The sequence below is a fragment of the Mycolicibacterium obuense genome (assembly GCF_055397605.1).
Map to the genome: position 1 here is coordinate 1726727 of NZ_AP043663.1, position 12991 is coordinate 1739717.

Here is a 12991-nt window from a genome sequence, read left to right on the forward strand (position 1 = left end):
CCTGCTCCGTCCCTACATCTTGACCACCGGGACCAGCCGGGTGAGGTTCCACAGCTGGTTGCGCCGTGCCGCCAGCGATGTCACCAGGATCGACCCCAGCCACAGCGCGACCAGGAAGATCAACGCCTGCCACAGCCGGCCGTCGATGCCGCCGAGGATCAACTGCCGTAATCCGTTGACGCCGTATGTCATCGGATCGAGCTTGTGCAGAGCCTGGAACGGCGTCGTGGTGGTTTCCACGGGGTAGAGGCCGCCGGCGCTGACCAACTGCACCATGAGCAGCATCATCAGGAGCACCTTGCCCAGCACGGGACCGAGCAGGGCGCTGATCGCTTGCGCCACCGCGATGAACGCGCAGGAGGCCAGGATCATGAAGCCCAGCATGGCCATCGGATGTTCCGCGTGGACGTGCAGGGCGAACCGCACGACGCTGTACAGGATGATCGCCTGCGGAATCCCGATCAGGACTGCGGGCAGGTAACTCGCCAGGGTCACGCGGATCGGATTGATCTCTGCGGCGATCGCCCGGTTCTGCAGCGGACGGAACGCCATCCACAGCAGCATGGCGCCGAAGAACAGCGCGAGTGTCAGGAAGAACGGCGCCATGCCGGTGCCGAAGTTGGGCGCCGAATTCTCGTGTGAACTCGTCAGCTGAACAGGTCCGCCGACCGTCGCGGCGATGGCGTCCTTCTGCTGGGGCGTCCAGTCCGGAACACGCTGGGCGCCTTCGGTCAGCTTGGTCGCCAGCTCTCTCGATCCGGAACTCACCTGCGCTGTGCCGGAGCTCAATTGGCGGGCGCCGTCGTCGAGTTTCGTGATTCCTGCGCTGAGCTGCGCGTTGCCGGCCGCCACCTGCTGAGCACCCTCGCGCAACTGGGTGAGCTTGCTGCTGAGTTCCTTGCTCGAGGCGGAGATGTCAGAGAGCGCGGAACCCACGGGCCCGCCCTCGGCGGCGGTGGCGCGGGCCTTGGCGAGCTTGGCCTGGATGTCGGCGGTGCGCTGATGCGCGAGCAGTTGATCGCGGGTGTCGCGCAACTTCTGAGTCGCTATCACCGACACGGATCCTGATTGGCCGACAGGCTGTCGATGACCGACGTCAGCGACTGGGCGGCGGTGTCCTGGGCTCCGATGATGGTGCCGAGTTCGTCGGAGGCGTCCGTCAGTGCCGTTGAGCTGTCCTGGACTTGGCCGTTGACCTGATCGCTCTGGGTGCCGACCCGAGCCGCCAGATCGGTGATCTTCAACAGCGGATCGGTCGCGGTGTCGATGCCGTCCGACAGCTTTCGGGACCCGGCCGCCAGTTCCGCTGATCCGGAGCGGGCGGTATCCAGACCCGTCACCAATTGGTTGGCGCCGCTGTTCAATTGGGCTGCGCCGTCGGCAAGCCGATTCGCCCCGTCGGCGGCTTGCTTGATCCCCGACCCCGACGTGGTGATCACGGACAGCACCTGGTTGACGGCCTGTCCCGAGATCCTGGTCGACACGGCGTTGAGCACTTGCTCGACAGCGGTGCGTCCGATGCTCGACGAGATGTAGTTGTTGGCGTCGTTGTACTCGGCGATCAGTTGCGCCTTGCGGGGATTGCCGGTGGTGGGCGAGGCGATGGCCGCGCTGAAGTCGGCCGGCAACTCCAGCATGAAGTAGTACTTGCCGTGCGTCACCCCGTCGCGCGCCTCGGCGTCGTCGACCAGATGCCAGTCCAGGCTCTTGTCGCTGGTGAGCCCGTCGGCGATCTCTGCGCCGACATTCAGGTGCTGACCGGACACCTCGGTGCCGCGATCGGAATTGACCAGCGCCACAGGCAATTTGTCCACGTGACCGAAGGGATCCCAGTAGGCCCACAGGTACAGCGCGCCGTAGGTCAACGGCATCAACATCAGGACGACGACGGCGATCCGCGTCATCCGGTTACGGGCGAAGCGTTTGATCTCCGACCCGAAGGCAAGTCCGCCCAGCATCTACTCAGTCCTTCTCTGCGACGTTCGGGATGTGCACCATGTGCTCGGGAGCCTGATCGCCGAGCGCATTCGTCACGCCCACCACGACCAGACGGTCGGCCGCGAGCGCGCCGAGACGTTGTACGGCCCGTGCCCGCCGCTCGTTGTCACGCACCTGCTCGAGATCCCCGACCACCAGAACCGGTCGGTCCGAGTACTGCGCCAGCGCGACCTGGAGGAGGAACGTTTCCAGGTCACCCAGGTCGCCGATGTAGTCAGTCGGCGCGGGACGATCGATATCCCCGAACACCTCCGCCAGGACGTCCCGATGCCCATCACGCGGACGGCGGAACAGGGGAGCGAGCCAGCGGCGCTGCTCGGCCAGGACCGTTCCGACGGTGACGGCCTCGTCCAGATCGTCGATGTCGGCGAACGCGGCGATCGCGCAGTGCCGGCGGATTGCCCGCGGTGAGTCGTCGCCGAGAACCCTCACGGTGCCGGCACCCGGCTTGAGGCGACCGGCCAGCGTGAGCAGCAACGCTTTCTGGCTGTGACCGCCGGGCATCTGCACTGCGTGCAGGCCCCGGTCGAGGTCGAGGTCCACGTCGCTGAACAGCGGGCCGTGCTCGCCGTCGAACGTCAGGCCCCGCGCCACGATGAGCGCGTCACCCTCGGCGTCGGGACGAATTTGCAGCGTGTGTGGCGCAGCGTGCCTGCTCATGCTCGCCTCCTGGGTTGCCGTCGAGAACAGTGGGATGCTTCAATACGATATGCATCCAGTACGGAATGTATCGAGTTAGAAGGGCCCTTTGTCGTGAAGGTCACAGAGACGCCGAGAACCCGCCGGCGCAGCAACACACGCGCACGGTTGATCGAGGCCACCGATGCGCTGATCAGCGACAGCGGGCGGACGTGGTTCGGCGTGGAAGAGGTGTGCCGCGCGGCCGGCTTCACCCGCGGGGCCTTCTACTCCAGCTACGACGCGATGGAGGACCTGCTCTTCGAGGTGTACGAGCACCAGAACGACGCGCTCGTCGAGCGATTGCGGCGCACCGCCGAACCCCTGCTGGGCACCACGGGCGTTCTTCCGACCGACCGCGTGGTGCGCCACCTGCTCGAGGCCGGTGTCACCGATCAACCCCGCATCGCGCTGCACGCGGCCCTGGTGGCACGCGCCGCGCATCAGCCCGACATCGCCCTGGCTCTGGACGCGCGCGTCGAGCGCCTTCGGGAAGGCTTGCAGGAGATCTTCGTCGACCTGATCGCGAAAACCGGCCGGACGTTGACCGTCACCCCGGAGGCTTTCACCCGCGCGCTGATGGCCGCCCAGGCCGGCGCCTCCGGCCAGTTCCTCAGCGACCGCGCCGCCACCGAGGAAGTCCGCTACCTCACCGCGATGGCTGTGGTCGAGGGATTGTCCGCCTGACTATCCGGCCGCGTGCAGGGTGATCTCGGAGATCGCGGTGCGACTCTTGCCGTCGGTCGTGCCCAACGTGCTGATCCACACCAGCACGTCGGACGTCGCCGTCGAATCCGTGATGTCGATGCGGTTGTGTCCCGGCTGCAGCGTTGTGGTCGGGGACAGGGGCGTCGTGTCGGACAGCGCGGCGGGCTTCTCCGTGGGCGATGACCGGATCTGGACCGCCGTTCCGGTACTGGACAGGTCGATGGTGACGGCGCGCAACGTCGCCGGTTCCGACAGGTGCAGCATCAGACCCTCGCCCTCGACGTAATTGGGGAAGGGGACCGGATCGGTGTAGGTGACCGTCGACCAGGACGTCGCGGGATTGCCGTCGATCACCAGGTCGGCCTTGTCGGGATTGTCGGCGGCGCCCGCCGGCGCGAACACGGTGACGCCGGCCGGCGTGATGGTCACGTCCGGCCGCGTCCGGAGGCCGAACCCGTCGGTGAACCACGCGACGGCGCCCACCGCCACCAGGATCACCGCGGCGAGCGCAGCGAGGACGACGAACCGGCGGTTGGGGCGTGTCCGTGACGTGTCAGGTGGCGTTTCGAACGCCGCCGTCGAGCGGGACGACCGGGGCGCCGGGGAGACCGGGGTCAGGTAGACGGTGATCTCGTCGGCCTCGAGTGTCCGGCCGTCCCAGACGCCGTGCACGTCGACTGCGGCGCCGTCCCGCAGCTGACCGGTCGCGAGGTGGACGTTGATCGCGACGGGAACGGGAGTGGGCAGATGAGCGGGCGGATCGGACGGCGTCAACTGGAACGACACCGCCTGCATCGCACCACCGGCGTCGACAGTGCGGTGCTCCACACGGTCTGCGGTCCCGCGCAGCGCCAGATGCTCGAGGCGTTGCGTGCCGGGACTGGCCGCCGGATCTGCTGCCGGTGCTGTCACGTGGGGTTGCGTCGCCTCGGCATGCCGAGGCCGGCGCGAGAGGGCTTCGGCGAAATCGAGGCAGCTGGGGTAGCGCTGGTCGGGATCTTTGGCGAGGGCTTTGACGAGGACCGTGTCGAGGTGCGCGAGTTCGGGCCGGCGTGCGGAGATGCGCGGGGGCGGTGTGCCCAGATGATGGCCGATGACGACAGCACGGTTGGAATCGTCGAACGGCGGCGCACCGGTGAGCAGATGAAAGGCGGTGGCCGCCAACGCGTATTGATCGGCGCGCCCGTCGAGCGGCTGACCGCGCAGCTGCTCGGGAGACATGTAGCTGACGGTTCCGATCGCGACGTTGTCATCGGTGAGGTTGCTGACGTCGTCGATGCGCCGGGCGATGCCGAAGTCGGTCAGCAGCACTCGGCGCCGGCGTCCGTCCGACGCCGTCACGAGGATGTTCTCCGGCTTGACGTCACGATGGAGCAGGCGCCGCTCGTGAGCGAAGTCGAGTGCATCCGCCACCGCCGTCACGATGTCGACGACGTCGTCCTCGGGCAGGCCGCGCGGGTAGGTCTGGGCGATCAACCGGCCCGCGTCCGTGCCCTCGACGTAGTCCATCGAGATCCACAGCCTGCCGTCGAACTCGCCCCGGTCGAGCACGCCGACGATGTTGGGGTGCCGCAGCGCCGCCGCCATCTCGGCCTCCCGGATGAACCGGGCGCGGAACTCCGTGTCCGCGGTCGAGGTGGGCGCGAGGATCTTCAGCGCGTCGTGACGGGGCAGGCGGGGGTGCTGTGCGAGATACACCTCACCCATCCCGCCGGTACCGAGAAGCCGCTCGATCACGTAGCCGGCGAATTGCTCGCCCTTGGTCAGCGGCATGCACAGAGCCTACAAACCGCCTCGGAATCGGCGCGGAAGACCATGGCGAGGGCAGCGGTCGGTGCAGAACACCTCCGCCGCCGCGCCGACCCGCGCACTATGGACCCGATGACGACTGCCGAGCCGACACGACACACCGTTCTCGCGGAGACCGACAGCGCGGCATATCACTCATTGCGCCAACAGCCCGCTACCCGCGCCGAGCGGTACGCGCTCGGCAAGAGCCTGCGTCAACGCGTACCGCGACGATCACTCGCCGAGTGGACTCCGCCCGCCGACCGACCGGATCCGGTACAGCTCATCGAGGAGAACCATCGCGGGCGGGTCGACCGTCTCGTTCCCATCCGTGTGGGACGCATGGTCGCCTCGCCGTACGGATTCCTGCGCGGCAGCGCCGTCGTGATGGCCGAGGACGTCGCGCATCTGCCGGCCACGGGCATCACACCAGTGGTGTGCGGGGACTCCCATCTCGGCAATTTCGGTTTCTACGCCTCACCCGAACGCGATCTGGTCATCGACCTCAACGACTTCGACGAGGCCCATCCCGGCGGGTGGGAGTGGGACCTGCGGCGCCTGGTGGCCAGCATCTGGGTGGCGGGCCGCCACAACGGCGCCTCCGAGGACGACTGCGGGTGCGCGGTCCGCTCGTGCGTCGCCGCCTACCGGAGTGAGGTGTGCCGACTGGCCGACGAGCCGCTGTTCTCGCGGTCCTTCACCCGCCTCGACGTCGACAGGCTGGCCGGCGAGGCGCACGGGCCGCTGGCCGACGAGGTGCGGCGCTCGGCCAAGCGGGCTCGTCATCGCACCAGTGACCGTGCCCTGCCTCGGTTCACCGAGGAAGTCGACGGCGTCCGCCAGATCGTCGAAGAGCCTCCGTTGATCACGCGGCTACCCGAGTGGGAAGCCGACGCCCTCGCCGAGGCGCTCGACGACTATCTTCCGACGCTGTCCACGCACTGGCGCCGGGTACTGGGCGGATACACCTTGATCGACGTCGCGCACAAGGTGGTCGGCGTGGGCAGCGTCGGCCTGCGCGCCTACGTGGCGCTCCTCGAGGGCTCGTCACCGGAGGACGTCGTCTTCCTGCAGCTCAAGCAGGCGCGCCGGTCCGTGCTGGCCCGCTATGTGCACGGTGAGTCGGCCTGGCATGCCCACCAGGGACAGCGGGTGGTGGAGTACCAGAAGGCGCTGCAGACGGTCAGCGACCCGCTGCTGGGATGGACCACGGTCGACGGCCTCCAGTACTACGTGCGTCAGTTCCGCAACATGAAGGGCACCATTCCGCTGGACGCCATGGACTCCGATGCCCTCGTCGACTACACCGCCGTGGTCGGTCAGCTGCTCGCCAAGGGGCACGCCCGTACCAGCGGCGCCTCCATGATCGCCGGCTATCTCGGCCGCTCCGAGAAGGTGGACAAGGCGCTGTGCACCTTCGCCCGCCGCTACGCCGACCAGACCGAGGCCGATCACGCCGCGCTGGTGGCGGCCGTCGAGCGGGGCAGGATGCCCGTGGAACGCGGCATCTGAGAGGTCTCGAAAGTCATCGCCCTGCAACGGGTTTCGATGCAAGATAATCCTGTACCGGGATCGGCTGGGCGGCCGCGTAGTCGTCGGGCAGCACCACGTCGCCGGCGGTGGTGTTGACGTAGACGCCCCAGTGGAAGTAGCCGCGCAGACCGGCGGGGTCGGCGGCGATCACCGTTGCGTAGTCGTTGACGGCCCGCACGTACTGACGCGAATTGTTGTACCGGTACAGCGCATGGTCGCGGTCGCGGGTGAAGCCGTTGGCGGCGAGGTAGCGGCCCGCGGCCATGATCGCGTCGCGCGGGGCATGGATGTCGCCGCCGGCCCCGTACGCCGCGAACGTCGACGGCATGAACTGCATCGGGCCCTGCGCGCCGGCCGTACTGACCCCGGCTACCCGCCCGAACGCGGTCTCGACGAAATTCACCGCCGCCAGCACATGCCAGTCGACGCCGAAGGCCGACTCCGCCTCGCGGTAATAGCCCATCAATTCCGCGACGGGCCGCGGCGCGACGATCCGCCACGCCGGCAGGGTCGCCCGGGGCCGCGCCATGGCTCCGAGTTGACGGCGCGCGTCGATGTTGAGGTCGTAGGCGCCGCGCAGCTCATCCGGCACCCGCGCCCGCGCGAGCCCGTCCCACTCGGGGTGGCGCGCGAGCAGACGATAGGCCGCCTGCTGGCGCCGGGCGGCGGCCACGACGGTCCCGTCGGACGACGACGCATCGCGCAGCGCCCGTTCGTCGGCGACGATCCCATCGGCGAGCCCGACGGGATCCGTCGCCAATACCCGGGGTGCCGGCGCGGCGACCGGCGGGGATGCGGGTGAGGGCCCGGCCGCGCGCGGCTCGGCTGCCGGTGCACAGCCGGGCAGCACCAGCGCGGCGGACGCGATGAGCGCCGCTCCGATCTGACCTGCCGTTTTCCTGTTCAGACCGCACTCCCTCCCTCAGGCGTCGAAGCTATCCCCGGCCGCCAGTATCGTCGTCACTGGCGATCGCGCCACAGTATGCGTCTGGCGGTTTCCGGTCTCGGTGCCCTGGTAATACAGCCTGGCATTACGGGCAGGAACATCACGCACGAGCGTCGTCACCGGCGCCAACGAGGAGGAGCTGCATGTCGGAGTTGGAGGTCACCGACGAGGGGCACGAGTCGGTCGAGCCCACCTACGCCGAGCACCTTCATCCGGCGCGACCCCGCACGCTGAGGTTCCGGCCGCGCGTCAAGTCGTCGTTCGTCCGTCGCTCGGTGGCCCAGGACGGCCCCGCCAACGGCACCAACCCCGCCTATGTGGAGTGGTTGCGCGCTCAGTCGATGCTCGCCGACGCCAACGAGATCAGCGCCCAGTTCTCGGGCCAGGGTTCGATGTGGCAGAACCCCTTCGCCACACCGAATCCCCGCGGCGCCGTCGACACCGCCTCCGTGTGGTTCACCGCCTACCCGTTGTCGCTGATCACCCGCCCCGACGAGTCGTTCCTCAAAGCGATGGCCAACGAGGACATGTGGAAGGCGTTCGCCGAGATCGGCATCGAGGCCATCCACACCGGCCCCGTCAAGCGCGCGGGCGGCATTTCCGGGTGGCAGTACACGCCGAGCGTCGACGGGCACTTCGACCGGATCGGTACGCAGATCGATCCGGCGTTCGGCACCGAGGACGAGTTCCGGCAGATGTGCGCCACGGCCGCCTGGTACGGCGGCACGATCATCGACGACATCGTGCCCGGCCACACCGGGAAGGGCGCCGATTTCCGGTTGGCCGAGATGAAGTACGCGGACTACCCGGGCATCTATCACATGGTCGAGATCGATCCGCGCGACTGGCACGAGCTGCCCGACGTCCCGTCCGGCGCCGACTCGGTCAACATCGACGCAGCGACGGAGGAGTGGCTCGACAAGGCCGGCTACATCATCGGCCGGCTGCAACGGGTCATCTTCTACGCCGAGGGCATCAAAGAGACCAACTGGAGCGTCACGCGGCCCGTCACCGGCGTCGACGGCGTGGAGCGGCGCTGGGTCTACCTGCACTACTTCAAAGACGGTCAGCCGTCGATCAACTGGCTGGACCCGTCGTTCGCGGGTATGCGGCTGGTCATCGGCGACGCCCTGCATTCTCTGGCCGACCTCGGTACCGGCGCACTGCGCTTGGACGCCAACGGTTTTCTCGGCGTCGAGAAGGCGGCAGCAGAAGGGTCGTCGGCGTGGTCGGAGGGGCACCCGCTGTCCGAGGCGGCCAACCACCTGATCGCCAGCATGGTGCGCAAGGTCGGCGGGTTCACGTTCCAGGAGCTGAACCTGACCATCGACGACATCCGCCAGATCGGCGAGGCGGGCGCCGACCTGTCCTATGACTTCGTCAATCGCCCGGCTTATCACCACGCCCTGGCCACGGGCGACACCGAGTTCCTGCGGCTGACGCTGCGCACCACGCTGGAGCTGGGGGTGGACCCCGCGTCGCTGGTACACGCGCTGCAGAACCACGACGAGCTGACCTACGAACTCCTGCACTGGGAGAACGGCCACCGCGACGATGTCTACACCTTCCGCGGCGGGGAGGTCACCGGTGAGCAGATCGCGGCAAGCGTGCGCAGCGACCTGATCGCGCAGCTCACCGGGCCAGGCGCACCATACAACCGGACCTTCACCACCAACGGAATCGCCTGCACCACAGCCTCCGTCGTGTGTGCGGCGCTCGGTGTGAAGGACTTCGACGACATCGGCGACGTCGACCCGATTCGCCGCGCGCATCTACTGCTGGCCATGTTCAACGCGCTGCAGCCCGGAGTGTTCGCGCTCTCGGGGTGGGATCTGGTCGGCGAGTTGACGCTGCCGGTGTCCCAGGTCGCCGAATTGGTGGCCGAGGGGGACACCCGGTGGATCAACCGCGGTGCGCACGATCTGATGGGCATCAACCCGCATGCCCGCCAGTCCACCGCGGGAATGCCGCTGGGGCGCAACCTCTACGGCCCCATTCCGCAGCAGCTCGCCGACGAGACCAGCTTCATCCGCCAGTTGCAGGCCATCTTGAAGGTGCGCTCGCACTACGGGATCGCGACGAGCCGCCAGCTCGACATTCCCGAGGTGTCGCACCGCGGCATGCTGGTGCTGGTGCACGAGCTCGAGGGTGAGGGACGATTCCAGCTGACGGTTCTCAACTTCGCCCAGGAGCAGATCGCAGGCACCGTTCGCTCGGAGCACCTGCCACCGGGGGCGGTCGTGTCGGACATGTTCAGCGGCAACGAGATCGCGACCGTGGACGATCTGCACAGCTTCGCGACCGAGATGCCGCCGCTGCACGGCATGTCGCTGCTGGTGGAGGCACCCGAACCGGAGTGATCAGCTGAGGAAGCGGTCGGTGTAGGAGCGGAACCGGGTAGACAGCGCCTCGTCGTCGAGCCCGAACATCGCGGCGGTGGACGACACCCGGCCGAACCGATTCCGTTGGTGCCCGGCCAGATAGCCGTCGATCGCGGCACGCGCCTCGTCGGTCATCGGTTCGCCGGCGAGTGCGTAGACCCGTTCGGCGACGCCGCGTTCGTCGGCCATGAAGGTGTCGAAGTGGACATCGAGTGACTGGTCGGGGCCGACCACATCGCGATCGCGCACCAGCGCCATGAGCATCAGCTCCAGGCGGGACGCCCAGGCGGCCGCGATGTCGCGCACCGGCGGTGCGGCGCTGTACATCCGGGCCGTGTACACCACCATCGCGATCATCGATATCGCCACAGGCACCGGATCGCGGTGCGTGCACACGACGACGGCGCCGGGGAAGACGCGCTGCAGCACGGGGAGCTGCTCGAGGTGCTGCGGAGACTTGAGCAGCCAGCGGCGGCCGCCGCGGAGGAACTGCATGGCCTTCAGCTGGGTGCGCAGGTACTCGTAGTGCGGCGTCTGATCGTGGGCGAGGTAGTAGTCACGCCACGCCGGTACGTGCGCCAGCGTCTCCATCAGCATCGTGGAGAAGTCGTTGGCCAGCAGCTGGATCTCTTCGTGCACATGCTCGCTCGTCATCTCGTGCATGGCCCGGAAGTGGGGGAGCAGCAGGTCGAGCATCGACACCGCCGTCTCCATGCGGGCCACCCGGGGATCGGGTGCGACGTCCCTCTCCGCAGGCAGGGGAAACGGCTCGGCGCTCTCCCAATAGGGCATGGTGCGGAACGACGGGCCTGCGGCCAGCATGTTGTGCAGATGCGTCGTTCCGGTGCGGGGAAGCCCCGCGATGATGACCGGCGGGGCCAGCTCGATGTCGTGGATCTCGGGATGCCGGCGGAGAAGGTCGGTGAGCAGCAACCGGTTCTTCAACCACTGCGAGAGCTGGCTGAAGAAGTTGACCCGGCCGCAGTCGTGCAGGTCGTCGAGGCCGACCAGCGCGGCGAGGTAGACGTCGAGGCGTTCCCGATAGTCATCGGAGCCGAAGTCATCGAGGCCGGTGGCGTCCCGCGCGGCTGTGTGCAGCGCTTCAGAGGTCAGTGCGCAGCTGCCCGCCATCGAGGCGATCATGTCCCGAACCTGTTGTGCCGCAGTGCTGTAACGCGGCTGCGCCAAGTCGGTCAGCTCGATGGTGGTCGGCGTGTCATGCGTCACAGACAGTTATGTTACTCTGAGTCACGTAATGACGACAGAGCTCGGCCGGCCCCGCGACCGGCGTATCGACGACGCCGTGCTGGCGGCCACCGCCGAGATGATCGGCGAGGTGCCGTACGCCGAGTTGTCGGTCGGCGCGATCGCGCGGCGCGCGGGAACCAGTAAGCCCGCGATCTATCGGCGCTGGCCCAGCAAGGCGCATCTGGTGCACGAGGCGGTTTTTCCGATCGGCGAGGCGACTCAGATCCCGGCGACCGGGTCACTTGCCCACGACATCCGCGAGATGGTGCGTCGCGTCGCGGCCCTGCTGACGACCCCGGCTGCCCGCGCCGCGATCCCGGGATTGATCGCCGAGATGGCGGCCGACCCCACGCTGCACGCCGCACTGCTGACACGCTTCGGCGACGTGATCACCCGCGGGCTCGGCGATTTCCTGCGCGATGCCGTCCAGCGTGGCGACGTCCGCGCGGGCATCGACGCCACCGAACTCGCCGAAGCGGTCGCCGGCATCACGCTGCTCTCGCTGGTGACCCGGCCGGATGCGCCCGATGACGGCTGGCTCGACCGCACCGCCACCCTGATCACGAGAGGAATTGCCACGTGAATGCCGAATCCACCTCTGCCTGGCGGGATTTGATCCAGACCCTGGGCGAGCTCGACCGCGGCTTCACCGAGGGGGAGCGCGCCGTCGTCGACGACCGCCACCTCGCCGACGGGTACCGCATGCTGGCCACCACGCTCGGGGTCGCCTTCGACACGTACCTCTTTCCCGAGCGCAGTCGACCGCAGTTCGTGGAACTCAACACTCCGTTCCGCCGCGATCGACGCTGGGGAGGCGACAACACCGACGCGTGGTATCACCTGTGCCCGATCGACGAGCACCGCCGATACCGGATCAGCGGGAATCGCGGTGACAGCGTGTATTTTTCGGTGACCGCCTACAACGAGCCCGCGCCGGGTAGCTGGTCGGACCGTGTGGTCGGCATCGTCAACGACTCCGACCTGCAGACCAGCGGACGGATGGACTCCGACGGCGAGTTCTCCTTCGAGATCGGACCGCTGCCCGGGGCGGCGGTGTTGGTGACCCGCGACTATCAGGCCGATCCGATGACCGGGCGCCCGGTCAGCTGGCACATCGAGGCGCTCGACGAGCCGGATCCGATCCGGCATTCCGACGCCGAGACCGCGGCCTCGCTGCGTGCCTGCGCGGCCTGGCTGCGCACGATGTTCGCCATCGTTCCGCTGACGGTCGGCGCCCGGGTCGACGATGCGCACGCGCTCGGCCATGAAACCGGCCAGCATGCCAACGTTTTCGGCGAGCCGTACCAGGTCCCGGATTCGAATTTCGGCTGGTCGGCCCGCGACGCCTGTTACGCCTATGCGAGCTTCGTCCTCGAGGACGACGAGGCGCTGGTCATCACCCATCGTCCGCCGGCCTGCCGCTTCTGGAACCTGGTGGTGTGGAACCAGTTCATGGGCGGCCATATCGTCACCGACGCCCGGGTCTCGATCAACGGTGCGACGGCGACACCGAACAGCGACGGCTCGGTGACGGTGGTCGTCTCCAAGAACCCTGCCGAACAGCATGGGACGCATCCGAACGCGATCTCGACGGTCGACTACCCCAGGGGGAACCTGGCTTTCCGGTGGTTCCACGCCGACAGGGTGCCCACGCGGCCAGAAGTCGAACTGGTGAAGCTCTCCGAGGCGCCGACGCAGGTGACCTGACGGC

At 68.0% G+C, this 12991-nt stretch carries 9 protein-coding genes and 1 pseudogene; 5 read left to right on the forward strand and 5 right to left on the reverse strand.

Annotated features, from left to right (window positions below; genetic code table 11):
- Positions 1-12: 12 nt before the first annotated feature.
- Positions 13-1958, reverse strand: a pseudogene (locus tag ACZ50N_RS08240) (YhgE/Pip family protein).
- Positions 1959-1962: 4 nt separating this feature from the next.
- A complete protein-coding gene (locus ACZ50N_RS08245) occupies positions 1963-2658 on the reverse strand; it encodes a hypothetical protein (protein WP_464475125.1) in 696 nt (231 codons plus the stop codon).
- Between the two features lie 93 nt (positions 2659-2751).
- Between ACZ50N_RS08245 and ACZ50N_RS08250 the strand changes: the two genes are divergently transcribed.
- Positions 2752-3363, forward strand: coding sequence for a TetR/AcrR family transcriptional regulator (locus ACZ50N_RS08250; protein ID WP_046363680.1), 612 nt, complete (start codon positions 2752-2754; stop codon positions 3361-3363).
- On the opposite strand, the gene ACZ50N_RS08255 is transcribed toward ACZ50N_RS08250, so the two are convergent.
- Entirely contained in the window at positions 3364-5157 is a 1794-nt protein-coding gene (locus tag ACZ50N_RS08255) for a serine/threonine-protein kinase (RefSeq protein WP_464475126.1), read from the reverse strand. It abuts the gene before it with no gap.
- Between the two features lie 99 nt (positions 5158-5256).
- On the opposite strand from ACZ50N_RS08255, the gene ACZ50N_RS08260 reads away from it, so the two are divergent.
- Entirely contained in the window at positions 5257-6684 is a 1428-nt protein-coding gene (locus tag ACZ50N_RS08260) for a DUF2252 domain-containing protein (protein WP_464468519.1), read from the forward strand.
- Between the two features lie 13 nt (positions 6685-6697).
- Here the strand turns inward: ACZ50N_RS08260 and ACZ50N_RS08265 are convergent, their stop codons facing one another.
- A complete protein-coding gene (locus tag ACZ50N_RS08265; RefSeq protein ID WP_464475127.1) occupies positions 6698-7555 on the reverse strand; it encodes a lytic transglycosylase domain-containing protein in 858 nt (285 codons plus the stop codon).
- Positions 7556-7794: 239 nt separating this feature from the next.
- Here ACZ50N_RS08265 and treS point away from each other — a divergent pair, with 239 nt between their 5' ends.
- The gene (gene treS, locus ACZ50N_RS08270; RefSeq protein ID WP_046365380.1) at positions 7795-10011 is read left to right on the forward strand and encodes a maltose alpha-D-glucosyltransferase; all 2217 of its coding nucleotides are present in this window, start codon (positions 7795-7797) and stop codon (positions 10009-10011) included.
- On the opposite strand, the gene ACZ50N_RS08275 is transcribed toward treS, so the two are convergent.
- A complete protein-coding gene (locus ACZ50N_RS08275; protein ID WP_464475128.1) occupies positions 10012-11259 on the reverse strand; it encodes a sulfotransferase family protein in 1248 nt (415 codons plus the stop codon). It abuts the gene before it with no gap.
- A gap of 28 nt (positions 11260-11287) precedes the next feature.
- Here ACZ50N_RS08275 and ACZ50N_RS08280 point away from each other — a divergent pair, with 28 nt between their 5' ends.
- The gene (locus ACZ50N_RS08280; RefSeq protein WP_046365382.1) at positions 11288-11863 is read left to right on the forward strand and encodes a TetR/AcrR family transcriptional regulator; all 576 of its coding nucleotides are present in this window, start codon (positions 11288-11290) and stop codon (positions 11861-11863) included.
- Complete coding sequence (locus ACZ50N_RS08285) at positions 11860-12987, forward strand: DUF1214 domain-containing protein (RefSeq protein WP_464475129.1); 1128 nt, start codon at positions 11860-11862, stop codon at positions 12985-12987. The genes ACZ50N_RS08280 and ACZ50N_RS08285 overlap by 4 nt, the downstream gene beginning before the upstream one ends.
- Positions 12988-12991: the final 4 nt, after the last annotated feature.

Excerpts from the sequence above, each read along its gene's own strand:
- ACZ50N_RS08245 (WP_464475125.1), bottom strand. The coding sequence starts at position 2,658 with ATGAGCAGGCACGCTGCGCCACACACGCTGCAAATTCGTCCCGACGCC.
- ACZ50N_RS08255 (WP_464475126.1), bottom strand. The coding sequence starts at position 5,157 with ATGCCGCTGACCAAGGGCGAGCAATTCGCCGGCTACGTGATCGAGCGG.
- ACZ50N_RS08260 (WP_464468519.1), top strand. The coding sequence starts at position 5,257 with ATGGACCCGATGACGACTGCCGAGCCGACACGACACACCGTTCTCGCG.
- treS (WP_046365380.1), top strand. The coding sequence starts at position 7,795 with ATGTCGGAGTTGGAGGTCACCGACGAGGGGCACGAGTCGGTCGAGCCC.
- ACZ50N_RS08280 (WP_046365382.1), top strand. The coding sequence starts at position 11,288 with ATGACGACAGAGCTCGGCCGGCCCCGCGACCGGCGTATCGACGACGCC.